The organism is Candidatus Poriferisodalis sp., assembly GCF_965214215.1.
GTDB lineage: Bacteria > Actinomycetota > Acidimicrobiia > Acidimicrobiales > Poriferisodalaceae > Poriferisodalis.
In genome coordinates this window covers 2,918,023-2,943,725 of sequence record NZ_CBDCBD010000003.1, presented here as the reverse complement: position 1 = coordinate 2,943,725, position 25,703 = coordinate 2,918,023, and the positions used below count along the sequence as shown (strand labels likewise).

At 64.4% G+C, this 25,703-nt stretch carries 22 protein-coding genes; 14 read left to right on the top strand and 8 right to left on the bottom strand.

Annotated features, from left to right (window positions below):
* The first annotated feature begins 24 nt into the window (after positions 1 to 24).
* Positions 25 to 906: a TIGR03619 family F420-dependent LLM class oxidoreductase gene (locus tag ACOOF5_RS15505; RefSeq protein ID WP_420440744.1), complete on the top strand. Its 882-nt coding sequence runs from the start codon at positions 25 to 27 to the stop codon at positions 904 to 906.
* Positions 907 to 923: 17 nt separating this feature from the next.
* Here the strand turns inward: ACOOF5_RS15505 and ACOOF5_RS15500 are convergent, their stop codons facing one another.
* Positions 924 to 1,562: a TetR/AcrR family transcriptional regulator gene (locus tag ACOOF5_RS15500; RefSeq protein ID WP_420440742.1), complete on the bottom strand. Its 639-nt coding sequence runs from the start codon at positions 1,560 to 1,562 to the stop codon at positions 924 to 926.
* A gap of 202 nt (positions 1,563 to 1,764) precedes the next feature.
* Between ACOOF5_RS15500 and ACOOF5_RS15495 the strand changes: the two genes are divergently transcribed.
* Complete coding sequence (locus ACOOF5_RS15495) at positions 1,765 to 2,532, top strand: helix-turn-helix domain-containing protein (protein ID WP_420440740.1); 768 nt, start codon at positions 1,765 to 1,767, stop codon at positions 2,530 to 2,532.
* Positions 2,533 to 2,591: 59 nt separating this feature from the next.
* The gene (locus ACOOF5_RS15490) at positions 2,592 to 3,431 is read left to right on the top strand and encodes a TauD/TfdA dioxygenase family protein (RefSeq protein WP_420440738.1); all 840 of its coding nucleotides are present in this window, start codon (positions 2,592 to 2,594) and stop codon (positions 3,429 to 3,431) included.
* A 306-nt stretch (positions 3,432 to 3,737) separates the two neighbouring features.
* On the opposite strand, the gene ACOOF5_RS15485 is transcribed toward ACOOF5_RS15490, so the two are convergent.
* The 3 genes from ACOOF5_RS15485 to ACOOF5_RS15475 form a co-directional block, all read right to left on the bottom strand.
* The gene (locus ACOOF5_RS15485) at positions 3,738 to 5,639 is read right to left on the bottom strand and encodes an alkyl/aryl-sulfatase (protein ID WP_420440736.1); all 1,902 of its coding nucleotides are present in this window, start codon (positions 5,637 to 5,639) and stop codon (positions 3,738 to 3,740) included.
* 17 nt (positions 5,640 to 5,656) lie between these two features.
* On the bottom strand, positions 5,657 to 6,895 hold the full coding sequence (locus ACOOF5_RS15480; protein WP_420440734.1) for a cytochrome P450: 1,239 nt from the start codon (positions 6,893 to 6,895) through the stop codon (positions 5,657 to 5,659).
* Between the two features lie 122 nt (positions 6,896 to 7,017).
* Entirely contained in the window at positions 7,018 to 8,199 is a 1,182-nt protein-coding gene (locus ACOOF5_RS15475; RefSeq protein WP_420440732.1) for a TetR/AcrR family transcriptional regulator, read from the bottom strand.
* Positions 8,200 to 8,249: 50 nt separating this feature from the next.
* On the opposite strand from ACOOF5_RS15475, the gene ACOOF5_RS15470 reads away from it, so the two are divergent.
* The 9 genes from ACOOF5_RS15470 (at position 8,250) to ACOOF5_RS15430 (ending at position 19,622) form a co-directional block, all read left to right on the top strand.
* Positions 8,250 to 9,095, top strand: coding sequence for a TauD/TfdA dioxygenase family protein (locus ACOOF5_RS15470; protein WP_420440730.1), 846 nt, complete (start codon positions 8,250 to 8,252; stop codon positions 9,093 to 9,095).
* Between the two features lie 29 nt (positions 9,096 to 9,124).
* On the top strand, positions 9,125 to 10,336 hold the full coding sequence (locus tag ACOOF5_RS15465) for a cytochrome P450 (protein ID WP_420440728.1): 1,212 nt from the start codon (positions 9,125 to 9,127) through the stop codon (positions 10,334 to 10,336).
* 238 nt (positions 10,337 to 10,574) lie between these two features.
* Positions 10,575 to 12,245, top strand: a complete 1,671-nt coding sequence (locus ACOOF5_RS15460) for an ABC transporter substrate-binding protein (RefSeq protein WP_420440726.1) — start codon at positions 10,575 to 10,577, stop codon at positions 12,243 to 12,245.
* A 141-nt stretch (positions 12,246 to 12,386) separates the two neighbouring features.
* Positions 12,387 to 13,331: an ABC transporter permease gene (locus ACOOF5_RS15455; RefSeq protein WP_420440724.1), complete on the top strand. Its 945-nt coding sequence runs from the start codon at positions 12,387 to 12,389 to the stop codon at positions 13,329 to 13,331.
* Entirely contained in the window at positions 13,328 to 15,382 is a 2,055-nt protein-coding gene (locus ACOOF5_RS15450; RefSeq protein WP_420440722.1) for a dipeptide/oligopeptide/nickel ABC transporter permease/ATP-binding protein, read from the top strand. The genes ACOOF5_RS15455 and ACOOF5_RS15450 overlap by 4 nt, the downstream gene beginning before the upstream one ends.
* Positions 15,379 to 16,464 (top strand): oligopeptide/dipeptide ABC transporter ATP-binding protein, encoded by a 1,086-nt coding sequence (locus tag ACOOF5_RS15445; protein ID WP_420440720.1) that lies wholly within the window; start codon positions 15,379 to 15,381, stop codon positions 16,462 to 16,464. The genes ACOOF5_RS15450 and ACOOF5_RS15445 overlap by 4 nt, the downstream gene beginning before the upstream one ends.
* Entirely contained in the window at positions 16,457 to 17,830 is a 1,374-nt protein-coding gene (locus ACOOF5_RS15440) for an arylsulfatase (RefSeq protein ID WP_420440718.1), read from the top strand. Before ACOOF5_RS15445 ends, ACOOF5_RS15440 begins: the two co-directional genes overlap by 8 nt.
* A gap of 18 nt (positions 17,831 to 17,848) precedes the next feature.
* On the top strand, positions 17,849 to 19,138 hold the full coding sequence (locus ACOOF5_RS15435) for a CaiB/BaiF CoA transferase family protein (RefSeq protein ID WP_420440716.1): 1,290 nt from the start codon (positions 17,849 to 17,851) through the stop codon (positions 19,136 to 19,138).
* Between the two features lie 94 nt (positions 19,139 to 19,232).
* Positions 19,233 to 19,622 (top strand): RidA family protein, encoded by a 390-nt coding sequence (locus ACOOF5_RS15430; protein ID WP_420440714.1) that lies wholly within the window; start codon positions 19,233 to 19,235, stop codon positions 19,620 to 19,622.
* A 35-nt stretch (positions 19,623 to 19,657) separates the two neighbouring features.
* On the opposite strand, the gene ACOOF5_RS15425 is transcribed toward ACOOF5_RS15430, so the two are convergent.
* The 4 genes from ACOOF5_RS15425 to ACOOF5_RS15410 are packed head-to-tail and all read right to left on the bottom strand — an operon-like array spanning position 19,658 to position 23,568.
* The gene (locus tag ACOOF5_RS15425; RefSeq protein ID WP_420440712.1) at positions 19,658 to 20,731 is read right to left on the bottom strand and encodes an ABC transporter ATP-binding protein; all 1,074 of its coding nucleotides are present in this window, start codon (positions 20,729 to 20,731) and stop codon (positions 19,658 to 19,660) included.
* Positions 20,728 to 21,738 (bottom strand): ABC transporter ATP-binding protein, encoded by a 1,011-nt coding sequence (locus tag ACOOF5_RS15420; protein ID WP_420440710.1) that lies wholly within the window; start codon positions 21,736 to 21,738, stop codon positions 20,728 to 20,730. The genes ACOOF5_RS15425 and ACOOF5_RS15420 overlap by 4 nt, the downstream gene beginning before the upstream one ends.
* Positions 21,731 to 22,627: an ABC transporter permease gene (locus tag ACOOF5_RS15415; protein ID WP_420440708.1), complete on the bottom strand. Its 897-nt coding sequence runs from the start codon at positions 22,625 to 22,627 to the stop codon at positions 21,731 to 21,733. The genes ACOOF5_RS15420 and ACOOF5_RS15415 overlap by 8 nt, the downstream gene beginning before the upstream one ends.
* Entirely contained in the window at positions 22,624 to 23,568 is a 945-nt protein-coding gene (locus tag ACOOF5_RS15410) for an ABC transporter permease (RefSeq protein ID WP_420440706.1), read from the bottom strand. The genes ACOOF5_RS15415 and ACOOF5_RS15410 overlap by 4 nt, the downstream gene beginning before the upstream one ends.
* Before the next feature lie 229 nt (positions 23,569 to 23,797).
* Here ACOOF5_RS15410 and ACOOF5_RS15405 point away from each other — a divergent pair, with 229 nt between their 5' ends.
* Both ACOOF5_RS15405 and ACOOF5_RS15400 read left to right on the top strand, forming a co-directional pair.
* Positions 23,798 to 24,736 carry a fumarylacetoacetate hydrolase family protein gene (locus ACOOF5_RS15405; RefSeq protein WP_420440704.1) on the top strand — a complete coding sequence of 313 codons (939 nt, stop codon included), beginning with the start codon at positions 23,798 to 23,800 and terminating at the stop codon, positions 24,734 to 24,736.
* A gap of 25 nt (positions 24,737 to 24,761) precedes the next feature.
* The gene (locus tag ACOOF5_RS15400; protein WP_420440702.1) at positions 24,762 to 25,703 is read left to right on the top strand and encodes an MBL fold metallo-hydrolase; all 942 of its coding nucleotides are present in this window, start codon (positions 24,762 to 24,764) and stop codon (positions 25,701 to 25,703) included.

The following is a 25,703-nucleotide window of genomic DNA, read 5'->3' as shown; positions in this document are numbered from 1 at the left end:
TAGGCGTTCCGCGAGAATGTGACCATGCGACTGGGCGCGGCTTTCGGCAACATCAACATGGGGACGGACTGGGGAGTGATCCGCGGTCTTGTGCATGAGCTGGAAGCCGCCGGTTTCGACGGCATCTCGACCAACGATCACGTGATCGGCGGCCATCCCGACCGGGCCGGAGACCAGAGGGTGCACACCTCAACCACGGGAGTTCACGAGCCGCTCGTGTACCTGAGCTTCATCGCGGCCGTGACCGAGCGCGTCGAGCTTGCGACGGGAGTCCTGCTGCTGCCTCAGCGCCAAACCACCTTGGTTGCCAAGCAGTGCGCCGAGCTGGATCTGCTCTCAGGCGGCCGCCTGCGTCTCGGCGTGGGCATCGGGCGTAACTGGATGGAGTACGAGGCGCTGAACGAGGCGTTCACCAACCGTGGCCGACGCATCGAGGAGCAGGTGGAGGTGCTTCGTCACTACTGGACCTCCGAGCACGTCACGTACCAGGGCCAGTGGCACAACCTCGACCGGGTCGGGCTCAACCCGATGCCGATACAGCGTCCTATCCCGATCTGGATGGGCTCGTACTTCGGTTTCGTGAACGAACGAGTGCTGGAGCGAATCGGCCGCATGGCCGACGGCTGGATGCCGCAGTTCCCACCGGCGGACCTCGAGCCGATTCTCGACCGGGTCAAGGCCTATGCACGCGACGCCGGGCGAGACCCTGAGGAGCTGGGCATCGAATGCGCCATCCGGACCCGGCCCGACGACGATCCGGCCCGCTGGGTCGACCTTGCCGAGGCGTACCGCGATCTCGGCGCGACCCATCTCAAGGTCTTCGCCGCTGGAGACTCCCCAGCCGAGATCGTCGCGATCATGCGTCAATGCTTGGATGCCGTGGGTCCGGTCGTGAAGGCTGCCTGAGTCCTACGAGAAAAGACTCACCGTTCGGCCGTCAACCCCCATAAGGAGACTCGCAGGCACTGGTCGAGTTGCGCAGCCATCTCGGCATACGAGAGTCTGCCGGTGACCAGGCGGCGCATACAGAGTTGCCATTGCGCGTAGATGTTGAGGGCCAACCAGTCCTTCGGAACGTCTGGAGCGAGTTTGCCATTCGCGCTGGCCTCCTCGAACAGATCGGCGAGTCGCGTAAGAAACGAATCGACCAGTGTGTTCGCGTCCGCGAGCCCGGATTCGCTGACGAACGGGAGCTCCTTGAAGAATGAACGTGCCAAGCGGAGATCCGCTTCGTGGTGTTTAGTGACGTGCAGCAACAGCGTCATGACCAGATCGACGAGTTCTGCCTCGGGATCGACAAGTTCAAACGCCTTGGTCCACGCTCCGCCGGCAACGTTAAGAAAGGCGCTGACGAGCAGATCCTCCTTCGACTCGACGTAGAGGTACAGCGTGCCGGCGCCGATCCCTGCGGCCTTCGCGATCTCTGCTGTCGTGGTGTCCTCGAACCCCTTCTCCTGGAACAGCGCGGTGGCTGCCGCCACGATGCGACGCCGCTTGTCGAGCTTGTTGCGCTCGCGCTTGCCCAGTTCGGCGTCATCGAGGTTCGCGGCCTCGCCGAGCATCGGAAATTCAGTGATCGACATTGCTCCACCACGCTAGCGAGGCCGAAATTGTCGACAATTCAGCGGCGACTCGATCAGGCCTTTGCGGTCGGCTCTGTTGTAGGCGTCGAAGTAGCGTCGCATCAGGGATTCGTAGGGGTGCATTTTCTTATAATGCCGCCGAGACAGGGGCCGCGAAGCGGACTAGACGAAGGGACCTGCAATGGCGACGGCGACGGCGTCCGAGACGATTGCGAGGGTCTTCAAGCCCATCCAGCAGTTCACACGTGGCTGGATGATGGCGGAAGCCACCGGGGAGTACGGCGTTCAGATCGGCATGCGCAGCGGACGTGAGTTCTGGATCGTCGGGCGAGCGGGAGTGATCGGCAGCGCCACGCCGGAGGTGGCAGCCGGCGCTATCGCCTTCCACGCACCCCAGCATGTGCACGAAGCTTGGACCCATCTTCCCAGGGACATGACCCATTGGCAGGTCGCTGAGCACTACATGTCGCGGATCACCACATGGGGCGACGCCGAGCTCACCCGTTTCGATCCTGGACGCTTGGAGCTCATCGACACCCTGGGCCGCCGGATCGCCGATGCTGCACCCGCCTCGCTGGGTGCGCTGTTCGCCGGCTGGCGCGCGATGCCCCAACCGGAATCGCTGGGCGCCCGGGTGGCGCTCACCACGCATCTGCTGCGCGAGATGCGTGGCGCCGCGCACCTGAACGCCATCATCGCCTGTGGTCTGACGCCGCTTGACGCGATCCTCGCCAGCACCAATGCGCCGCCGCGCACCGGGCCTGGCTATGCCGAACAGATGGGCTTCACTGGGCCGTTCCGTGACCCCAACGAAGTTCGGCAGGCCCGGCTCGAGGCGGAAGCGCTCACTGAGCGCTGCTTGGAGCCATATTTTGGCGTACTGTCGCCCGGGGAGCTGGCATCGTTCGGCGAGTCCGTCGAGGCCACACGCAACGCCATCGATATGTAGCTCGATGGCGGAACGGCAAGGGTTTGACGCGCCAAGGCGACCTCAGTAGACCTTGAGACATGGGGATCGACATCGAACCGACCGGCGCCGCGCTCGGGGCATTCGTGTCGGGCCTGGAACTCGGCAAGCTCGACGCCGACGCGTCCGACACGCTGATCGAAGCGCTCGGCGAGCATGGCGTGCTCTTCTTCCGCGACCAAGACGTGCCGCCCGAAGCCCATATCGCATTTGCTGAATCGCTCGGGGAGATTGACGTCAACGCGTTCTTCTCGCCCAACGAGATGTATCCCCAGATTGCCGAGGTGCGCACGCGCCCAGAGAACACCTACGTGATCGGCGAGGCGTGGCACACCGATCATTCCTATGAGGAAGCCCCTGCGCTCGGCTCGATACTCGTCGCCCGCCAGCTGCCGTCGCGTGGCGGCGACACGGCATTCAGCTCGATGTATGCCGCCTATGACGCGCTGTCCGACGGTATGAAGGAAACGCTGCGGGGACTGCGAGCGGTGCATTCGTCCTACGAGGCGTTCGGTGTCGGGTTGTCGAAGATGCCTGAGGCGGAACGTACCGAGCGCTTCAAGGACGAGTATCCGTTCGGTCCCGATGTCGTGCACCCGGTGGTCATCTCTCATCCCGTCAGCGGCCGTCCGGTGCTGTATGTCAACCGCTCGTTCACGACGCGTTTCGAGGGCTGGACCGAGCGGGAGAGCCGGCCGTTGCTGGAGTATCTGTTCGAGCACGGCTCGAGCGTCGAATTCACCTATCGGTTCTCGTGGGAGCCGGGCTCCGTCGCCATCTGGGACAACCGCTGCACCTGGCACAAGGCACTCAACGACTACCGGGGCGAGACCCGTCTGATGCATCGCATCACGTTGAAGGGCTGTCCGATCGCTGCCTGAGGTCGGCACCGCGACCGTCGTGCGCCGCGGCCGCAATCACCACTCGGTCGGCATGCGGTTCCTGTCCAACGTCGACACGGGCTTCTCGAACTGTCGGGGTGTGATCGCGCCCTCGGTGCGACGCATTCGCCGCACCAAGCCCCGCGGGCGTACCTCGACAAGTACCGGGGCCGTTACGACGAAGGCTGGGACGTCACCCGGGAGCATTGGTTCGCCCGCCAACACGCCGCCTCGTCGACCAGTGAATTCTCCACCCAGCATCTGTTGACCCGAGTATTGTGCTCCAGCCACAGCGCAACGGCGCCGCTAGGGCTCGATCAGTGGTGCCGTGGTGAAGACGGTCAACTTCTCGAGGAGTGAGCGCACCAGCTCGCGGCGGCCGGTTATTTCGGCTCGGTCCAGCGCCGTTGCGTCGTTGAGCGCTGCCGCCAAGGTCGCCCGGTCGATGTAGATCGTTGCGTCGGCGTCCGGGTCGATCGCATCAGGACGATGGTGCACTGCGGAGCGACCGATGCCCAGCACGTGGTCTTCGTCGAGATCGGTGAGGTGCACGTTGAACGTCACCGGCCCGACATCGAACGCTTCGGGGTCGAACCGGATGCCGATCACGTCGAAGAGGTGCTCGGCGCTCATGGCTTGGGACATGTCTCGGGTGGGGACACGGCCCCAGTCGGGCGTCCCTTCTCGCAGCTCCTTCGCGCCCATCAGGTAGGCGTTGCGCCACGTAGCCGACTCTGACTGATAACCGAGCTGCTCCAGAGCATTGGCTTGCAGGCTGCGGGCCTCCCGGTTCTGCGGGTCCGCGAACACCACGTGGTTGACGACCTGGGCCACCCAGCGGTACTCGCCGCGCTCGAAACTCTCGCGGGCCTTGGCCAGCACGGCATCGGTGCCGCCCATGAACTCCAGATAGTTGGCACCCGCTTCGACCGGTGGCAACGGATCGAGGTTGGCCGGGTTGCCGTCGTACCAGCCGAGGTAGCGGTTGTAGACCGAGCGGCAGTTGTGCGACACGGTGCCGTAGTAGCCCTGCACGTGAGACTCGTTGAACTCGACCGGCAGGCGCATCTGGGCCGCGATCTCGGTCGGCCGCAGTCCCTGGTTGGCCAGGCGCATCGTCTGGTCGTGCATCCAGCGATACAGGTCGCGCTGCATCGACAGGAACGCCCGCACGTCGGCATTGCCGAAGCGGGGCCAGTGGTGGCTGGCGAACATGACGTCGGTGTCATCGCCCCAGAGTTCCAGAGCTTCGGCGATGTACTTGCTCCACGCCAGCGCGTCGCGCGTCTGCGCTCCCCGGATCGGGTACAGGTTGTGCATCGTGTGCGTGCAGTTCTCGGCCATGCACAGCAGGTTCTTGTCGGGAAAGAAGAAGTTCATCTCTGCGGGCGCTTCGGCATCGGGCGTGTTCTGGAACACGATCCGGATGCCGCTGAGCTCACGCTCCTCCCCGGTGCGGGTGATGGTGTCGGTGGGAGCCAGCAGGTCCGATCGAGCCAGACCCATTGCCGAGCCCAGACCGCAGTCGACGTGGCCCAACGGCCCGGGCGGCAGCAGCGGCCCGAATTGGTACGCGGCCCGTCGTCCCATGATCGGGCCTGCGATGACGAATTCGCTCACGACCTCTTCGAGGAATCCCTCGGGTGCGACGATTTCGACGTCACCGTTGGCTACAGCGTCGGCATCGGTCACTCCGAGCACGCCGCCGAAGTGGTCTGCGTGAGAATGCGTGTAGATGATCGCCCGCACCGGGCGGGCACCCAGGGTGCGATTGGCGAGATCCAGCGCCGCCGCGGCCGACGGCCGGGTGGTCAGGGGATCGATGATCAGCCAGCCGTCAGTGCCCTCGAGGAACGTGATGTTGGCAATGTCGTAGCCGCGCACCTGCCACACGCCGTCGGTCACCTCGAACAGACCGTGATGGACGTTGAGCTGTGCCTGCCGCCACAGGCTCGGATGCACCGATGGCGGAGCTTCGGCTGATTCGTTGACGAAGGCGTGGCGGGCCACGTCGAACACCACGTGGTCGCCCATCGTGACGCGACCATCGTCGATCTGGGCGATCAGGCCGCGGGAGGCTCGTTCGAAATCGCCCGGGTCGTCGAAGGAGATTGCCGCTGCGCTATTGGCCGCAGCGGTGAACTCTGTCGGCGTTCGCGGCCCGGATGGACCGTCTCGGTGATCGTGGTCGTTGTCGTCTGGGGCCATGTCGTTGCTGCGAGGGATCAGCGTGACGATGGAAAACGAATCGGCAGGTGCCGCGGGCCGCGGACCTGCCCGCCAGCCCAGGTGACCTCTTCGGGCTCGCTCACTTCGAAGTCCGGAATGCGCTCGAACCAAGTGCGCAGTGCGACGTTCATCTCCAGGCGGGCCAGATTCGATCCTGCGCAGCGATGAATGCCCGCACCGAACGCGACGTGACGGTTGTGCGGCCGGTCCAGGATCACTTCGTCGGGTCGCTCGAAGACCTCCGGGTCGCGGTTGGCGCCAGGGAAGTTCATCAGCACCTTGCTGCCCTCGGGGATGGTCACGTCGCCGATCTGCACGTCGGCGACAGCTCGACGCGCCATGGTCACCGGCGCGTAGAAGCGCAGCAGTTCTTCGATGGCCGAGGGCCACAGGTCTGGCTCGGCCACCATCCGTTCGCGGTCGGCGGGATGAGTGCCGAAGTGCCACAGGGCTGAGCCGATCGAGCTCCACGTGGTGTCGATACCGGCGATGAGCTGCAGATTGAGCATGCCCACCACCATGATCGGATCGATGGGGTTGCCCTCATCGTCGGTTCCCGCCAGCAATGCCGAGACGAACCCATCGTCGGGATTGGCCTGCTTCTCCTTCACGACCTCGAAGAAGAACTCTCGGATCACGAGCCGGTACTTCCTGCGCAGGTCAGGCTTCGTGAGACCCAGCTCCAGAACGCAGCGCACCCAGTAGGTGAAGTCGTCCACCCTGCTCTCATCGATGCCCAGCAGGTGGGCGATAACACGAGGCGGGATCTGCTGGGCGTACTGCTCGGCGCCGTCGACGCGGCCCGCATCGATGAAACCGTCGATGAGGCGGTTCGCGAGATCCTCGGTGTACTTACGGTGCGATTCAGCGGCCTTTGGTGAGAAGTGCGGGAGCAGCAGCCGACGTGTCCAACCGTGAATCGGCGGATCCTCAGAGATCGGCGCAGCGTTGACGCCGTACTGCTGAAAGATCGGGTCTGCGAGCAGCTCTTCGACCAGCTCCGGTGGGGGAGAGGTCACCAGCACATCACTGCTCGAGAGCTCAGGGACCATCTTCGCCATGGCTTGGACGTCCTCGTACCGGGTCGGCAGGAAAGAGCCGCCCCAGCGTTCGGTGTGAGCGATCGGACAGCGGCCGCGCAGCTCCTCCCACACCGGTGCCGGATCGGTCACATAGCCCGGGTCGTAAATGTCGTAGTCGGTGTCCCAATCGTCAACTGGGGCTGTATCGGTCATCTCGTCGTTCCTTCTTGTTGCTGTCGCTGTCGAGTTGTTCAGTTCTTTGGGATGTCTCGGAAGGGTGTGCTGCGGTCGTGACCGGGCTCGCGGGGAAGCCCGAGTGCGGAAGGCGTCTGGACTCACAGCGATGGGTGCTCCTCGAAGTCGAGCATGCGAGCGAGCAACGTTGCCGCCAGTGGCTCGAGCTCCCGCATATCTCGGCGGAGGGCGGTTTCGAAGAGCGTCTCAAACAGTGTCCATGCGAGCTGCGCAGCTGCCACCAGCAAGTAGCGGCAGCGTTGGGGCGGACTCGGCTGGCCATACCGAGTGCGGTGGCGGTCGAGCAGTGCGCCGACGACCGGGAAGTGATCACCTTCGAGCGCCAGCTTGGAGTCAAGTGCGACGTGAGTCAGCGCACGCACGTAACCCGGGTAGTCCCGCATGGAGAAGAAATCCGGCATCGAGCCCGAGCCGGACTCGGCTGCGTAGAACTGGTCGCGCATCTGACGTGACGCTTGGGCCAGCACTTCGCTTGCAGAGCCGAAGTAGTGGTGGATGAGCCCGTAGTTGACGCCTGCTCGCGAGGCCAGCTGGCGTCCCGAGATTGAGGCGGGTGTTCTGTTGGCGAGGAGCTCGACTGCCGCTGCCACGAGACGGTTCTCGACGCGCGCTCGGCCCGTGGTGCGAATTCGGGCCAATGGAGAGTGCCCCCGAACGTGCAGTCGGCGCGGTGGGATCGAGCCACCGGCGAACGGTCCGCGGCCAGCGTGCAGACGCTCGACCGCAACGACCAGTTCGCGGTCGACGATTCCGGCATCATCGTCGAGTCCGGCCGACCGCACGAGCGGTGTCCGGTGGATGCTCACGCCGAGCTGCAAGGCACACGACAGGGCGACCGACGTGTCGAGCGCATCGGGGGTCAGCTCGGGCCGCAACACCCGCAGCCCAGCGCGGTAGCGGTGGACGATCGGATTCTCGGGCCGCAACGCGAGCGTCGCCTGGTCGAGCTGGTTCTGGGCCAGCACCCGGACGAATGCGTCGTGCCGCATCACCGTACCGGCGGTGGGCACCAAGGCACCTGGCGGGAATGCATCGTCCACGAAGGCATCGCTGCGGCGGTCGAGCACACGTCGGCACAGTTCACGCTTGGAGCCGAAGTGTCGGTGAATCTGTGCGTAGTTGACGCCGGCCGCCTCCGCGATGCGCCGACCCGAGACTGCCGAGGGTGGCTCGGCCGAGAGCAGTTCGGCAGCGGCCTCCACCAACGCGACCGCGGGATGAGGTCCCGTTGCACCGCTGTCGTCGGCCTTCACCGCAGCCATATGGCTAATCTACGCTCTGAGCACCAAAACTTGCTGCGGGGGGAACTGACGTGCGTATCAACGCCGTGAAACCGAAGGCCTACAACCGATTCAAGGTCGAGCCGCTGACTGGCACGATCGGTGCCGAAATCGCGGGTGTTGACCTGCGCGAGCTCGACGACGAGCTGATCTCCGAATTGCACGATGCATGGATGGATCACAAGGTGCTGTTCTTCCGGGACCAAGATCTGACCCAATCCCAGCACGTGGCTTACGGCAAGGCTCATGGCGAGCTGGAGATCCACCCCTTCACCCGCAATGCGACTGAGCATCCCGAGATCATCGTGCTCGAGTCCACGCCGTCGAGCTTCCAGGCGGCTGAGACGTGGCACTCCGACGTGACGTTTCGTGAGTGTCCACCTCTCGGATCGATCCTGATGGGGCGGATCATCCCTAGATACAGCGGTGACACCTGTTGGGCGAACATGGAGTTGGCCTACGAACAGCTGCCTGACGACGTCAAGAGCCAGATCGATGGGCGCTATGCGATCCACTCGTTCGTCAAGGCGTTCGGGCGAAACATGAGCGAGAGCGAGCGGGAAGAGACTCGTGCGAAGTATCCCGATCAGAAACACCCGATCGTTCGGACCCATCCTGTCACCGGTGCCAAGAGCCTGTACGTGAACCGGACATTCACCCTCACGATTGACGGCATGACGGCCAACGAGAGCCGCTCGCTGCGTCGACGTCTGTACGCCCAAGCCTCCGAGCCCGAATTCCAGTGCCGGTTTCGCTGGCGCCCCGGGTCGATTGCCCAGTGGGACAACCGCTGCACTCAGCACTATGCCGTTCCCGATCATGGTGGGCTGCATCGTCGAATGGAGCGCGTGACCCTGCTCGGTGACCGGCCAGTCTGAGCCCAAGATCTGAGGACAGGAACGCTGCCGTGACCTACACAGACGACACTGCTTCGGCCATCCCGCCGGTGGACGATTTCGCCACAGATTGGGACTTCAACGATCCTTCTTGGGTGAACGATCCGTTTCCCATCTGGGACGACCTTCGTGAACGTTGTCCGATTGCGCACTCGACGCGGTTCAACGAGGGCACGTGGCTCCCGCTGCGCTACGACGATGTGGTGGCGATCGCCAATGACACGGAGACCTTCTCCAACGTGCACCATGGCATCCGCCGCGGCGGCACTGCTGATCGTGGCTATTTCCCGCCGATCAACAGCGATCCACCCGAGCACCTGGAGATTCGCCGCACCCTGCTGCCGTTCTTCGCACCGCGACGGGTCGAGCAATGGCGTGAGCACATAGCCGCGGACTGCGAGGAACGCATCCGAGTGATCGTCGAGCGCGGTCATGGCGACGCAGCCGTCGAATACAGCCAGCACATACCGGTCGGGGCCATTGCCGCGATATTGGGAATCGATCCCGCTGACGGCGAGCAGTTCCGCACTTGGGTCCGACAAGTTCTGCAGATCGGGCTGGACGATGCCGCGGCGATGCAGCAAGGGGTAGCGGAAATCCGCGATTACATGGCTCAAGCGATGACCGAGCGACGCAAATCTCCCGGCAATGATCTGATCAGCCATCTCGTCACTACCGAGATGGAGGGAGAACCGCTTCCCGATCACCTCATTGAGCGAATGCTCGTACTGCAGTTGGTCGCCGGCATCGATACGACGTGGAGTTCCATCGGAGCGGCTCTGTGGCACCTGGCCATTCACGACGACGACCGGCGCCGGCTCGTCGCAGAGCCCGAGTTGCTGCCGACAGCGATCGAGGAGCTGCTGCGTGCGTACGCGCCGGTCAACGTGGCGCGACGGGTCACTGCCGACGCGGACGTGAACGGCGTCGCCTTGCACGATGGCGATCACGTGATGATGACCTTTCCGATCGCATGTCGGGATCCGCAGAAGTTCGATCGAGCTGACGAAGTAGTCCTCGACCGCGCCGAGAACCGCCACGTCGCCTTCGGCTCGGGAATCCACCGATGCCTCGGCTCCAATCTGGCTCGCCTCGAAATGGAGCTGGCGCTGGAAACCTGGCTCCGACATATCCCGGAGTACTCGATCGCCCCGGGCGCTGATGTCACTTGGTCGACAGGGCAGATCCGCGGGCCCCGATCGATCCCGATCGTGGTCGACTGACGGAAAGCGTGCCCGGCGTTCCTGGCCAAATGAGCCGCAGAATTCGGCATCGGAGCTGCAGCCCGGCCGCTTCGCTGAACCGACTCTTGCTCAAGCGTCACAGAGTCGTAGCACCCCGCCAAGCGCGAGAGGGTTCAACGTCACTATTGTGCAGCCGATCGGCTAGCGCCGCGGACCTCAGGGGCGGCGCGGAGAATTCTGGGAGGGCAATCTCGTGAGAGGGCCTACACGGCGCGTGATGCGTCTCATGACAGTGCTGCTGGGGTTCGCCTTGGTGGCGGGCGCCTGCGGGGGCGGAGATTCCGATTCGGGATCCGGGACTGCCTCAGCGACGAGCGCGGCGCCGGCAACTACGGCGGCGACGCCGGCTCCCGCGACAACCCAGGCTCAGACCCAGGTGACGATTGCGGCCGTCGAGCAAACCACCACGACACAAGGTGCAGTGACTACGACCGAGGCGCCGTTGCCTGAACCCGAGGGCACGTTGCGCATGGTCGAGTTCTCCCCGGTGACGAGTTTCAACCCTGCCGCATCGCAGCCAGCGCAGAGTGCGTATCACTACCCGGCCTATGACACGCTCACCCGTCAGCGCAACGACTTCAGCTTGGCGCCATCGCTCGCCACCTCGTGGACGCAGCCGTCCCCGAACATCTGGCGCTTCACCGTTCGCGATGATGTGGTGTTCCACGACGGTGCGGCCTTCAACGCCCAAGTGGCGGCGGACAACATGCGGTACCACGCAAGCTTCCCGGGCAATCCGAACGCAGCAACGTGGGCGGCATTCGTCGAGGCCCGGGTGATCGACGACACCACTTTCGAGGTCGAGTTCTCGGTGCCCGCACCGCAATTCCCGCTGGAGATGTCCATGGTGATGGGCATGATGATCAGCCCAAATGCGCTCGACGGTCGCGACCTCACCCGTGACCCGCAGGGTTCGGGGCCGTGGATCTGGTCCGACTCCGACAGCCAGGCCGGCGTGACCGAGGTGTACCACCTCAACCCGAACTACTGGAATCCGGCCGACCAGGGCGTCGAGACCGTAACGGTGACAGCAGTACCCGACAACAACGCACGCCTCAATGCGCTGTTGACCGGCGAGGCTGACATCATGTCCACGACGCGTGACGCGCAGATCGACGCCGGTGTGGAAGCCGGCAACGTGCTGATCTCGGTGCCGAACTTCTTTGCGTATCTCATCGTGAGTGATCGTGCTGGTGAGTTCGACTCGCCGCTGGCCGATGAACGGGTGCGGCGAGCGATCTTGCACTCGCTGGACCGCGACGCGTACGCCGATGCCATGCACTTCGGCAAGGCGGACAGCCTCGGCGGCATCTACCCGCCGGCGTTCAGTCAGTTCAACGTCCCCGAACTCGACACCAAGTACAGCTACGACCCCGACGAGGCCCGGCGCCTGCTGGCCGAAGCGGGCTACCCCGACGGGGTCACCATCCGGATGCCGATCATGCCGGCCATCAACCCGATCGTGGAATTCGTAGTGCAGATGTTGGGGGCGTCGGGCATCAACGTCGATCTGATCCAGATCAACAACGGCGAGCTGGGACCTGGAACCGCAGGCGCCCAATGGGGCATCTCGTGGTTCCGTGACCTGCTCGTGCACCCCGCCCGTGATCTCGGCAAGTTCATGGGTGAGAGCGGTCGCTTCAATGCGTTCGGCCTCGGCGACCTCGACGATCTCGAGGCCACGCTGGTGGGAGCGCTGAACGCGTCGACACCTGATGAGGGCTACGAACTGTACGCCGAGGTCATGGAGGGTCTCATCGACCGTGGCGTGGTGATGCCGCTGGCCCACGGCGGTCAGAATGCCCTCTACGCCCCGCATGTATCGGGTGTGTCGCTGGGGCTGAACATGCAGGCGCCGATGCCATACGGCGTTCGGATCGACGGCTAGGGCCCGCACGTCAAGAGACCTCAAACCGTCAGGTAACTTTCGCTGACCCGGCGGCACATTGCATTCGGCGCACCGTCGTGGTGGCCGGGCCGCAGCGGCCCGGCCACCACGATTGCCGTTGCAGAGCAAGGGGGGTGCTAGGTGATTCGTCTGTTGATCAGCCGAGTCCTCGCGGCAATACCGCTGATGCTCATGGTGGCCACGTTGGTGTTCTTCTTGGCCCAGCTCAACCCTGTCGACCCGGCGGCCACGATCATGGGCGACGATGCCGACTTGGAATCGCTTGCCGAAAAGCGTGCCGAGCTCGGGATCGATCGCCCGCTCGTGGTGCAGTACTGGGACTGGCTGAACAGCGCGGTGGTCGGCGACCTTGGCACCAACTGGTTCAACGGCGAGGAGATCACCACCGAGCTGCGTGATCGCATTCCGGTGACGCTGTCAATGGTGTTCGGTTCGCTGATCGTCGCTTTGGCCATCGGCAGCGCTTTCGGGGTGCTGGCTGCTCTCAAAGCCGGAAGATGGACTGACCGCACTATCACAGTCGCCTCGTCGCTGGGGCTCGCTGTGCCCAACTTCTGGATCGGCTTGGTGCTTGCGTACTACGTCGGCGTGAAGCTGCAGTGGCTGCCAGCCATCTGGCCGACGACACGGCCAGACTCGCTCGCCAGGTGGGTCGAAGCCCTGATCTTGCCGTGCGTTGCGCTGGGGATCTCGGCATCGGCCGCCATCGCCCGCCAAGCCCGCTCCTCGATGATCGGGGTGCTCCAGCGCGACTACGTGCGCACGGCGCTGGCCAAGGGATTGCCGGTGCGCCGCGTGGTGTCACGCCACGCCATCCGCAATGCGGCGATTCCGGTGGTGACGCTCGCGGGCTTTCAGACGTCGGCGCTGATCGGCGGTTCGATCTTTGTCGAGTTCGTATTCAACGTGCCCGGACTCGGCCGCTTCGGGGTCGATGCCATCCTGCGCCAGAACATGCCCGCCCTCCTCGGGTTCGTGTTGGTCACCGCTGCTGTGGTCGTCATCGTCAACATCATCCTGGATCTCAGTTACGCCTGGTTGAACCCGAAAGTGAGGCCGGAGTGAGCGACGCACTGGCTGAGCTTGGCGGCTCTGTCGATGCAGGCGATCTTGCGGGTCCGGCGCCGATGCCCGAAGAATCGGCCGCGGGCGCCACCCGGAGTCGTTTCTGGGCGCGTCTGCTCCGCAACAAGGTGGCGATGACGGGTGCGATCTACCTCGTCATTGTGGCCATCGCGGCGATCTTCGCCCCGCTGCTCACTTCACATGACGAGACGTTCGCCACTCGCTTCCAGGACATCTTGTTCAGCCCGGGGGAGGCCGGCTACCTGCTCGGTACCGATCATGTCGGTCGCGACATCCTGACGCGCATCTTCTTCGGGGCCCGATACGCCTTGATCGCAGGTGCCGAGGCAGTGCTCGTGGCGCTGGTGATCGGCGTCCCGTTCGGGCTGGCTATCGGCTATTTCCGCGGCTGGGCCGACCGCATCGGGATGCGGTTCGTGGAGATCGTTGTGGCGGTCCCCGCAGTCGTGATGGCGATGGCCATCATCACCGGGCTGGGTACAGGTCTCACCAACGCCATGCTGGCGATCGGTCTGGTGTTTTCGATGATCATCACCCGCCTGGTGCGGGCGGAAGTCTTCGCCGCCCGCGAAGAGTTCTACGTGGACGGCGCCCGAGCCGCGGGGGCGTCAGACCGTCGTGTCATGTGGCGGCACATCCTTCCCAATGTGGCTCCGCCGCTCATCGTGCAGACCACGCTGCTGTTCGCACAGGCGGTTCTGGCCGAGGCTGCCCTCAGCTTCCTGGGCATCGGGGCAAATGCCAGCCAGGCGAGTTGGGGCCGAATGCTGCGCGATGCGGAGCTCAGCATCGACCGCACGATCTGGCCGGCCATCCCGCCGGGTATCGCCATCTTCCTGACTGTGGTGGCGTTCAACGTCTTCGGCGACGGGCTGCGTGACGCATTTGCCCGCGAGGCTCGCGGCGGGCGAGTTGGCGTCGGCGATGTCATTCCCAAGCAGCGCACTGCGGCAGCGGCGCCCCCACGGCCTCCCGGCAGCGACGAGCCCTTGCTGAGCCTGCGAGGACTCGACATCGTCTTCCCCAAGCCCGGTGACGGCATCGACATGACCGTCGTCAGGAATGTCAATCTCGACATCGGCCGTGGCGAGGTCATGGCGCTCGTCGGCGAATCGGGTTCCGGCAAGACCATTACGGGGCTGTCGTTGATGGGCCTGGTGCCCGACCCGGGTCAAGCCTCGGCGGAGTCCATCATGCTGGACGGCCGTGAACTCGTCGGGATGGATTTCAACGACCTCCGGTGGATTCGAGGCCGAGAAATCGGCATCATCTTCCAGGAGCCCTCAGCTGCGCTGAATCCGGCCTACACGGTGGGCCGCCAAGTAGCGGAGCCGCTGAGGGTCCATCTGGGCATGACCAAGCGCGAGGCCCGCGAGCGGGTCATCGAACTCTTCACTGAAGTCGGCATACCCGAACCTGACAAGCGCATCGACTCATTCCCGCACCAATTCTCAGGCGGCATGGCGCAGCGGGTCATGATTGCCATGGCGCTCTCGTGCGGGCCGAAGCTGCTGATCGCGGACGAGCCGACGACGGCTCTGGATGTGACGGTTCAGGGCCAGATGCTCGACCTCGTCGGGGAGCTGGCCCGTTCGCGTGGCCTATCGGTCTTGCTGATCACTCATGACTTGGGCGTCGTGGCCGACCTAGCGGATCGCGTTGCGGTCATGTACGCAGGCGAAATCGTCGAGACGGGCCGCCTGACCGACGTGTTCGCCGACCCGCGCCACCCCTACACAGAAGGGCTCATCGCGGCAATTCCCCGAAACGAGCCGCGTTCGGGCGACCTGCCCACGATTCCGGGCGTCGTTCCTCCGCCTTGGGAATGGCCGGACCGGTGCCACTTCGCAGACCGCTGTCCGTACGAGGCCGTCGAATGTAGGCGCGGACCCGTGGAGCTGCGCGCGATAGGTGCTTCGCTCACTCGCTGCGAACGCAGTCACGAACTCGAATTGCAGGGCGTGCGGCACGACGCCGTGGTGGGCGTCGCAGGATGGCAGCAGCGCCCCGGCGGAGATGAGGCTGTGTGAGCGCGCCGCTATTGGACATCGACGATCTGACGATCGTGTTCGGTGGCGGGCGTGGAGCCTTGCCGTGGCAGAAGCTGCCTGACGTTCGAGCGGTCCAGCATGTGTCCTTGCAGATTGACGCAGGTGACACACTCGGGCTCGTAGGGGAGTCCGGATCGGGCAAGACGACGCTCGGTCGTGCAGTCCTGCGATTCCTGCGGCCCCAGAGCGGATCAATCCGGCTCGGCGATTTCGATGTGACGGGTTTCGGTCGGGGCGCGCCGGTGGAGTACCGCAAGGTCGTCCAGGTCGTATTCCAGGATCCGGTCGGTTCGCTCAATCCGTCCATGCTGGTGGGAAGCATCATCGCGGAGCCACTGCGCATTCACTTCGGCATGGACTCCGCAGCGGCGCGCGAGCGGGCCGCTGAACTGCTCACCCAGGTCGGACTCCAGCGCCACCACCTCACCCGGTATCCCCACGAATTTTCCGGTGGTCAACGCCAGCGAATCGCCGTTGCCCGGGCGTTGGCTACCGAACCCGATCTGCTGGTGCTCGACGAACCTGTGTCTGCGCTGGATGTCTCGACCCAGAGCCAAGTCATCAACCTGCTGGAGCGGCTCCAGCGCGAGACCGGCATGGCCTACCTGTTCATCGCCCACGACTTGGCTGTCGTGCGTCACACGTGCCGCCGCATCGCGGTCATGTATCACAGCCGAATCGTCGAGCTTGGCGAATCCGATGACATCTGCGAACGCCCGGCACACCCGTACACCGACCTGCTGCTGGCGTCGATTCCCGACCCCGACCCCGCAGTGCAGCACGTCAAATCGCAACGCCGGCGCGAGCTTGCCCAAGGAGTGGCCGGAGCCAGCGGGAGGGCACCTATCGACAGCTGTCCATTCGCCGAGCGGTGCCCTCATGCGATGGATGTGTGCCGGGAATCGTTTCCTGAACCCGTCGCCACCTCCACCGGGGGAACGGTCTGGTGCCACCTGCACACCAGCGGACCGATGCTCGGCGGCCGACCGGTCAGCGAGCTGGCCACTCGACCGGAGGCGTGTCAGGCAGTCTCAACGTCGCCGTCAGCAGCTGATGGCTGAGCGATCGGGTTCCGAGCCCAGCCGCCCGAACATCTTGTTCGTGTTCGTCGACAATCTCGGTTACGGCGAGCTGGGGTGCTACGGCGGTGGCGCAGTCCGTGGCGTGCCGACGCCCAACATTGACCGCTTGGCAGCCGAGGGCATGCGTCTCACGAACATGAACATGGAGGCTCAGTGCACGCCGTCCCGCTCTGCGGTGATGACCGGTCGCAACCCCATCCGCTCGGGGACTGTTCGTATTCCGTTGCCGGGACAGCCGAGCGGCCTCACTCGCTGGGAGGTGACCCTGCCCGAATTGCTCGCCGTCGAGGGCTACAGGTGTGCGCATTTCGGAAAATGGCATCTCGGGGACGGACCGGGCCGACAGCCGCATGAACGCGGTTTCGACGAGTGGTGGGGCCTGACCGAGACGCACGACTCGTCGTTGTGGTCCACCGAAGCGGGTTACGACACCGAGGTCGTGCCTCCCGAGCAGTTGTTCGAAGGGCGTCGCGGGCAGCCGAGCAGATCGCTGGGCGACTACGACGTCACCCAGCGGGCCCTATTCGACGCCGAGGCGTTCGGGCGGGGCGATGACTTCATGCGCGAATGCGTGTCGGACGAGCAGCCGTTCTTCCTGTACCTGCCTCTGGCGTTCCCGCATTTTCCGACCCTGCCGCATCCGGACTACGCCGGGGTCACCGGGCTCGGCGACTTCGCCGATGCCCTCCGAGAGACCGATGACCGGGTCGGCCGCTTGGTCGGCGTGCTCGACGAGTTGAATGTCGCTGAGAACACCCTGGTGATCTTCACCAGCGACAACGGCGCGGAGGACGTCCTTCCCTGGCGCGGCTGGACCGGCCCATGGGGAGGTTCGTATTTCACCGCCATGGAGGGCAGTCTTCGTGTGCCGTTCATCGCGCGCTGGACGGGCAGGATTCCAGCCGGACTCATGAGCAACGAGCTGGCGCATGCCACCGACATCTTCACCACGTTGGCCGCCGTAGCCGGGGCTGATGTTCCCGCCGACCGCCCGATCGACGGCATCGACTTGATGCCGCTGCTGGAAGGATCGTCGCAGCGTTCGGGGCGCGAGTCGGTGCTGTGCTTCGTGGCCGACCGATTGCACGCGGTGAAGTGGCGCAACTGGAAGCTGCACTTCATCTGGCAGGAATTCATGGGGGATCCGCCGGTGGAGCTCTCGATCCCGCGGGCATTCAATCTCTATGACGACCCCCGCGAACGCCATGACATCTTCCTGCCGTCGAACACCTGGGTTCAGCGGCCCGTGATGGCCGCGGTAGCCGAATTCTGGGACAGCGTTGCCGCGCACCCGCTGATACCGGTGGGCACCCCTGATCCCTACGAGCCGCCGCATGCTCGTTGACCGTGGAGGCCAGTACCGATGAACGCCCCAGTTGATCCTGCATCAGTTGGCGGGGATGTCGGAATCCTTGCCGGCATCAAGGTGGTGGAGTTCGCCCAGAATGCAGCCGTCCCCCATTGCGGCCGTTTGCTGGCAGGTATGGGTGCCGATGTCGTGAAAGTCGAGCCTCCCGGCGGGGACGCCATGCGAACGCTGGCATCGCTGGCTCCGATGGAAGCCAAGGCCTACGCACTGATCAACCCCGGCAAGCGGGCGATGGTGCTGGATCTGGGTCGTCCTGATGCCGCCGAGGTGGTCGACGGTCTCTTCGCCTGGGCTGACGTGGCGCTGGTTGCCTTCAAACAAGGGGACCTCAAGCGCTACGGCATCGACTACGACCACGCTGGGAACGTCAATCCCCGACTCGTGTATCTCGCGCATACCGCATTCGGGCCCGAGGGCGCCGATGCTCATCTCGGCGGCTACGACGTACTGGTGCAGGCTCGCAGCGGCGCGGGCTTCATCATGAACCGGGCCGAGCACGGCGTGCCATCGGCCACACGGCCTGCAGTGAACGATTTCGGCACCGGCATGATCTCGGCGCTCGGCGTGGTGGTGGCACTGCGTCACCGCGACCAGACCGGGCGAGGACAGCGGGTCGACAGCTCGCTGCTGGGCACGGCGATGTCACTCGCCACACCGATGATCGGCGGCTTCGAGACCGACGAGGAGGTACTGACTGAACTGAAGCAGGACTTGGCGGCTGCCCGCGCTGCCGGTGTGGACTTCGTCGACCAGCGTCGTATCTATGAGGAGCGCATCATCCCCGGCGCCGGCGCATTCCGGATCTATTTCCGCACGTACATGACCGCTGACGGAATGATCAGCGTGGCGGGACTGAGTGCGGCGCTGCGGGACAAGTTCCATGAGGTCACCGGTCTGCCGGCTGCTGATCTGCACCGACCCCACTCTGAGGAATTCGCAGAGGTGGTGGCAGCGGCCGAAGCGCTCTTCCGCACTCGAAGCACCGGCGAGTGGCTGGCGGCGTTCCGGGCAGTCGAGTTTCCGTGCGGTCCGTACCTCATGCCCTATGAGGCGCTGGAAGATGAACAGATCCGGGCCAACGACTACGTGGTGGACATCGAGCATCCGGCGTTCGGCCGCTACACGACATCGGGCATGCCGCTGCGATTCAGCGAGGCTGCCAACCCCACCCTCGACGCTTCACCGCAGTACGGCGAGCACACCCGGGAAATGCTGTCCGAGATCGGCCTCGAACCCGCCGCTGTCGAGCGCCTGGTAGCCGATTCGGTGGTCGAAGGCGGCTGACCGCACGTCGTCAGCAGTTGGCGGTGTCCGGTGCTTGCCGATGGGCGCGTCGCGAGCGGTGAATGGCTTACACAGGCAGGGTTAGTCTCCCGTCATGGTTGGCAAGGTCATTCGTTCTGAAGCGCTCATCGAGGCACATCCGGTTCCGGAGCTGATTCGTTCCGGAGCGTTCTCGGCGGCGGTGAGAGCTGGTCCGTCCGTCTACATCTCGGGTTGCATCGCGAACGACCTCACCAAGAGCATGGGTGGCCAGACCGAGGAGATTTTCGAATACATGAGCCTGGCGCTCAGCGAAGAGGGCTTCTCGATGGCCGACGTGGTCAAGCTGCAGGCGTTCATCACCGACGTCGAGCAGTACGGCGAATACAGCGCGGCCCGCAAGAAGTACTTCCCGGGCGAGCCGCCAGCGAGCACGACCGTGATCGCCGGGATCATCATTCCCGGCGCGCTCATCGAGATCGAAGCGGTCGCCTACAAGGAGTAAGTGGCGCCGGCTCATCGGGCCGGCCGCAAAGCGGCTCAGTCGCTGGCGCGTCGAGGTATATACCCGACGCCACCCGATTGCTGTCGCGAAACCTCGACCACGCTCGAGCCGGCTAGGCGCGGGCCGGATTCGTGTAAGTGGCACGCCACTTCGATGTCGCCGTATTTCACGAGCTCGGGCTCGATCTCGCGGCATCGATCCATCGCGTGGATACAGCGAGTTTGGAATCTGCATCCCGGTGGGGGCTCGACGGGACTCGGCATCTCGCCACTGAGCAGAATTCGTTCGCGGCGGTCTGCGGGATTGGGGTTCGGCATCGCTGACAGCAGTGCCTCGGTGTAGGGGTGCCGCGGCCGGTAGTACACCTCGTCGGCCGGTCCCACCTCGACGATGCGGCCCAGGTACATCACGGCGATGCGATGACTGATGTGGTGCACGACTGCCAAGTCGTGCGCAATGAACAGGTATGCGAGGTCGCGCCGGTCGCGCAGCGATTCCAGCAAGCTGAGCACCTGCGCCTGAGTGGACACGTCAAGCGCTGACACGGGTTCGTCGCACACGACCAGATTCGGCTCCAGGGCCAGCGACCGGGCGATGGCCACGCGTTGACGCTGGCCGCCGGAGAATTCCGACGCATAACGCGCCCCGTGCGCTGCTTCGAGGCCGACGTCGGCCAGCAACCGCTCGGTGGCGGACTGCCGCTCAGCCCGGGAAGCCCCGTAGGCACGCAACGGCTCGGCGATGATGTCGCGTACGAGCCAGTTGGGGTCGAGCGAGGATTGCGGGTCCTGGAAGACGACCTGCATCTTGCGCCGTGCGGCGCGCAGTTCGGGCCCACGGGCGTTCGTGATATCGACCCCGTCGAGCACGATTCGACCGGCGTCGGCATCGGTGAGCCGCATGACCAGGCGACCGAGTGTCGTTTTTCCCGAACCTGATTCTCCGACAAGTCCCAGCGTCTCGCCTGGAGCAATCGACAGGGACGCCTCGACCACGGCTTGTAGGCGAGCCGTCACACGTCCGAGCGGATCCTTCGAGGCGGGGAACGACTTGGACACTTCGGTCACGTCGAGGATTGGCGTCGCTGATGTGGCGACGACATCGCTCACAACCCGACTCCTCGTAGTCGAAGCTCCTCTGAGCGGACGCACCTCGTGCTTCGCTCTCCTACATGGACGAGTACGGGGTGACCTGATTCGCACAATTCGTTCGCGTGCTCGCAGCGCGGTTCAAACCAGCACCCCGGGGGAAGCGCATGACGGGGCGGAACGATGCCCGGTATCGGATCGAGCGGTTCGTTTGGGTGCAAGCCCGGCAGACTTCCCAGCATGGCCGCGGTATAGGGATGGCGCGGCTGGCGGAACAGAACGTCGGTGCTGGCAGTTTCGACGACTTCGCCGGCGTACATGACGATGACCCGCTCGCAGGTTTCCGACACCACACCGAGATCGTGCGTGACCAGCAGAACCGCCATGCCCATTTCTGCCTGGAGTCCAGCGAGGAGGTCGAGCACTTGGGCTTGAACGGTGACATCGAGAGCCGTGGTGGGCTCATCGGCGATGAGCAGATCTGGTTCGCACGACAACGCCATGGCGATGAGGACTCGTTGGCGCATCCCGCCTGAGAGCTCATGGGGGAAGCTGTCGATCCGGCGATGAGGATCGGTGATACCGACCCGGTCGAGCAGCTCGATGGAACGCTGTCGTGCTTGAGCCTTGGACATTGCCAAGTGGCGGCGCAGCACTTCGACCATCTGCTTGCCGACAGTGAACGCGGGGTCGATGCTGGTCATCGGCTCTTGGAACACCATGGCGACCTTGCGACCGCGGATCTCACGCAGTTCTCGTTCATCCAGCGCGAGCAGGTCACGTCCTTCCAACCGGATGCTGCCCCGTGAAACCCGGCCTGTCCTATGCGGAATGAGCCCGAGGACCGCAAGCGCCGTGACCGACTTTCCACAGCCCGACTCGCCGATCAGCCCGACTGTCTCGCCACGGCCCACCTCGAGTGACACACCGTCGACAACGGACAGCCAACCGTGCTCGGTGATGAACTCCACTGCGAGGTCCTCGACCAGCAGCACCGGGTCGGCAGCAGAGGACTCCGTGCTACTCACGCCGGGTCTCCCGTCCGAGCGAGTCGTTGAGGCCGTCGCCCAGGATGTTGAATGCCAGCACGGTCAGCATGATGGCGGCGCCGGGGACCACGACGAGGAGCGGCTGCTTGTCGAGCTGAGGGGTTCCCTGGCCGAGCATCACGCCCCAGCTCGCGTCCGGCGGCTGCACTCCGAGGCCGAGGAAGCTGATGCCGGCCTCTGCCAGGACCGCGAAGCCCAGTGCCAGGGATATCTGGACCAGCAGCGGTGAGAGAACGTTGGGGACGACGTGCGTACGGGCGATGGTCAGCATGCCGACGCCGCTCGCTCTGGCCGCGTCGATGTAGGTCTCTTCACTCACCGAAATCGCTGCGCTGCGCACGACGCGGAAGAGGCGGGGCGCGTACACGATGCCGATGGCGATCATCGAATTGGTCAAGTTGGGTCGCAGCACACCGATGATGGCGAGTGCAAGGACGATTGCCGGTATCGACAGGACGGCGTCTGCGACGAGCGAAGCGATGGCATCGATTCGCCCCCGCACCAGCCCCGCGACGACACCGATCGGGACGCCCAGTACGGTCGCCACGAGCACTGCCTGTACCCCCGCCAGTAGCGAGAATCTGGCCCCGAAAATCAATCGGCTAAACGTGTCGCGTCCGAGACGGTCTGCGCCGAGCCAGTATTCGCCGCTCATTCCGGCAAAGCTGTCCGAGAGACTTTGATCGGTTGGTTCCTGCGGCGCTATCCATGGCGCGAACAGGGCGCAGACAATGACGATGAAGAGGTAAGCCAGCGCGACGATGGCCCAACGCTGGCGGCGGAAACGGCGGCGGAAACGGGCCCATCTCGTCTCCGTCGTCACCACAGTCACTCCGACGGCCGCCTCGGGGTGCTCGACGGCGCTCATGATGACCGAACCCTGGGATTGAAGTACCCGTACGAGATGTCCACGGCTGAATTCACCAGCACGATCACGGTCCCAAGAATCAACACGGTGCCCTGGATGAATGGGACGTCGTTCTCGAAGACTGCGGTGACGAGACGGCTGCCGAGCCCGGGGATGTTGAAGAGCTGCTCGATGAGGACCGACAGGCCGAAGAGCCGCCCGATCTGCAGTCCAACCACTGTGACGACGGGGATCATCGCGTTCTTCAGCGTGTGCTTGCCCAACACCTGCCATGTGGCGAGTCCGTTGGCCTGCGCAGTCCGTACGAAGTCCTGTTTCTTGACTTCGATCACGCCTGCCCTCGTCTGGCGGGCAATCTCGGCCGCTCCCGTCAAGGCCAACGCGACTGCTGGAAGCAGGAGACTCCGCAACCAGTCGATGGGGTTTTCAGTGATGGGGACAAAGCCGGTGGCGGGCAGCCATTGCAGTTTCAGACTGAAGGCGAGGATCAATATCGGTCCTGCGACAAATACCGGTATGGCTACGCCAACCGTCGTGCCGACGGTCAGGAAGCGATCGAGGCGTGATTCCTCTCGCCAGCCGGCGATGGTGCCAGCGGGGATGCCGATCAACGCCGATATCGCCAGCGCCAAGCCGAGGAGCGACACCGTGGCGGGCAGCCTGCCCCAGATCTGCGCGCCGACCGAGACTTTCGAGAAGAGCGACTCGCCGAAGTCGCCCCTCACTACGTTGCCGAGCCAGGAGGCATAACGGACGGGCCAGGGATCGTCGAGTCCGAGATCAGCCCGTATTGCCTCCACTTGGTCGTCGGTTGCGAATTCGCCCGCGATCTGTACTGCTGGATCTCCCGGCACCAAATTCAGAAGCCCGAAGGAGATGAAGCTCACCAGCAACAGGAGCGGGATGACCTTCAGCAGCCGTCGGGCGGCCAAGCGGAGCATTGGATCTGATCACCAACTCGTCAGAGAGTCCGAGCACATAGTTCTAGTCGTCGACGAGTTCTCAGACGTGTCGACCCACTTGCCCGCCGACCGCGGTCAGGTGGTGAGCAACTGGACATGTGGCAAGCGACTACCGTCTTCTCGAAGAGCACATCCGGCTAGCGGCGTGAGCGATCACGTCGAGGGCGCAGGCAACAGGGTCGGCCGGAATGGCACCAGCGGGGCAAGCATGAGATGGGTCACCTACCGAGCAGCCGATTCGTCGGAGCGGACCGGGCTCGTCCGCGACGGCTCGATCTATGGCCTTGACAATGAGACCGCGCTCATTGATCTCCTCGGCGATGACGGGTCGGAACTCGCGAATGCTGCGGAGCGAGCCGAGCGTGACCCGTTCGAGGTCATCGACCTGGGTGCCGCAGATCTCGCACCGCCGATAAGGCCGCCGCAGGTGCGCGACTTCCTCTGCTTCCTCGACCATCTCCGCAATGCCCAGGATGCCGCAGGGATCGACCTCGATCCCTTGTGGGAGCAAATCCCCGCGTTCTATTTCTCGAACACGTCGTCAGTGATCGGCCCGAACGATCCGGTCGAGATCTCGCCGGACTGCGTGTGGTTCGACTACGAACTCGAGGTCGCCGCAATCATCGGCCGCGGCGGTCAGGACATTCACCCCGATGAGGCCGAATCGCACATCGCTGGGTTCATGATCTTCTGCGACTGGAGCGCCCGCGACCTGCAGATGCGTGAGATGAAGCTCAGCCTCGGCCCGTCCAAAGGCAAGGACGGCGCGAACACCTTCGGCCCGATGCTCGTGACCGCCGATGAGTTGGAGCCATTCCGCTCCGGAAACTCGTACCACTTGGAGATGACCGCCTACGTCAATGGCGAGCAGATCTCGCACGGCTGGATGGACCAGATGGACTGGTCATTCGGCGAGATCATCGCTTACGCATCTCGAGGAACGGCTCTGCGGCCCGGCGAGGCCATCTGTTCGGGCACAGTGCCCACCGGCTGCCTGTTCGAGCACTTTGCAGTCCAGGGACCTGACGACTTTCCCGGATGGCTCGTACCAGGCGATGAGGTCCGGCTCGAGGTGCAGGAACTGGGCACGTGTTCGCAGGCGATCTTGCCCGCAGTCGAAGTTCACCGACTGCACACCGGAATCTGAAGCCCAGCTCATCGGGAGGGGAATCATGGAAAGGGACTACGACCTCGGACTCGTGGAGATTGGCGACGGCACCTTTGCTTGGCTCCAGCCTGACGGCAGTTGGGGCTGGAGCAACGCAGGGCTCATCACTGGTGACGGGGCATCTCTGCTGGTCGACACGCTGTTCGATCTCAAGCTCACCGCAGACATGCTCAGCGGCATGGCCGCCGTGACGGCGAACTGCCCGATCGGCACGCTCGTCAACACTCATGCGAACGGCGATCACACCTTTGGCAACCAGCTGCTCGGTGGCGCGGAGATTGTTGCCACCGAAGCGTGCGCCGAAGAGTTCTTCGACGTACCCGCCGACGCCCTCGCCGCCATGATCGAGACCGACTACGGGGATCCGGTTGTCAATGGATTCTTGCGTGAGGCGTTCGACCCGTTCGAATTCGGCGGCATTGTGATGACTCCGCCGACGCGCACATTCACCGATTCATTGCGCCTGTCGGTCGGCGGCCGCACCGTCGAGCTGATCGAGGTCGGCCCCGCCCACACCGAGGGCGATCTCCTTGCGTATGTTCCCGACACCAAGACCGTTTACACCGGAGACATCCTGTTCATCTACGGCACGCCGATCGTGTGGGCCGGGCCGTTCGCCAACTGGGTCGCGGCGTGCGATCGGATCATCGAACTCGATGTCGACACGGTCGTACCCGGGCATGGTCCGGTCACCGACAAGCAGGGCGCTCAGATGGTGAAGGACTATCTCGAGTTCGTTCATCGCGAGGCTTCGGTGCGTCACGCTGCCGGCATGTCGGCAGCAGACGCGGTATACGACATCAACCTGGGCGACTTCGCCGACTGGGGCGACAGCGAGCGACTGGTGGTCAACGTGCAGGCCGTATACGCCGAACTCGAACCGGCGTCGGAGTTGCCGCCCATCCCCGAGCTGCTGCTCGGCATGGCCCACTACGCCCGTCGCTGA

Bases quoted from the DNA above. Each gene is read 5' to 3' on its own strand.
- ACOOF5_RS15505 (WP_420440744.1), top strand. From the start codon at position 25: ATGCGACTGGGCGCGGCTTTCGGCAACATCAACATGGGGACGGACTGG.
- ACOOF5_RS15500 (WP_420440742.1), bottom strand. From the start codon at position 1,562: ATGCTCGGCGAGGCCGCGAACCTCGATGACGCCGAACTGGGCAAGCGC.
- ACOOF5_RS15495 (WP_420440740.1), top strand. From the start codon at position 1,765: ATGGCGACGGCGACGGCGTCCGAGACGATTGCGAGGGTCTTCAAGCCC.
- ACOOF5_RS15490 (WP_420440738.1), top strand. From the start codon at position 2,592: ATGGGGATCGACATCGAACCGACCGGCGCCGCGCTCGGGGCATTCGTG.
- ACOOF5_RS15485 (WP_420440736.1), bottom strand. From the start codon at position 5,639: ATGGCCCCAGACGACAACGACCACGATCACCGAGACGGTCCATCCGGG.
- ACOOF5_RS15480 (WP_420440734.1), bottom strand. From the start codon at position 6,895: ATGACCGATACAGCCCCAGTTGACGATTGGGACACCGACTACGACATT.
- ACOOF5_RS15475 (WP_420440732.1), bottom strand. From the start codon at position 8,199: ATGGCTGCGGTGAAGGCCGACGACAGCGGTGCAACGGGACCTCATCCC.
- ACOOF5_RS15460 (WP_420440726.1), top strand. From the start codon at position 10,575: ATGCGTCTCATGACAGTGCTGCTGGGGTTCGCCTTGGTGGCGGGCGCC.
- ACOOF5_RS15440 (WP_420440718.1), top strand. From the start codon at position 16,457: ATGGCTGAGCGATCGGGTTCCGAGCCCAGCCGCCCGAACATCTTGTTC.
- ACOOF5_RS15435 (WP_420440716.1), top strand. From the start codon at position 17,849: ATGAACGCCCCAGTTGATCCTGCATCAGTTGGCGGGGATGTCGGAATC.
- ACOOF5_RS15430 (WP_420440714.1), top strand. From the start codon at position 19,233: ATGGTTGGCAAGGTCATTCGTTCTGAAGCGCTCATCGAGGCACATCCG.
- ACOOF5_RS15415 (WP_420440708.1), bottom strand. From the start codon at position 22,627: ATGAGCGCCGTCGAGCACCCCGAGGCGGCCGTCGGAGTGACTGTGGTG.
- ACOOF5_RS15410 (WP_420440706.1), bottom strand. From the start codon at position 23,568: ATGCTCCGCTTGGCCGCCCGACGGCTGCTGAAGGTCATCCCGCTCCTG.
- ACOOF5_RS15405 (WP_420440704.1), top strand. From the start codon at position 23,798: ATGAGATGGGTCACCTACCGAGCAGCCGATTCGTCGGAGCGGACCGGG.
- ACOOF5_RS15400 (WP_420440702.1), top strand. From the start codon at position 24,762: ATGGAAAGGGACTACGACCTCGGACTCGTGGAGATTGGCGACGGCACC.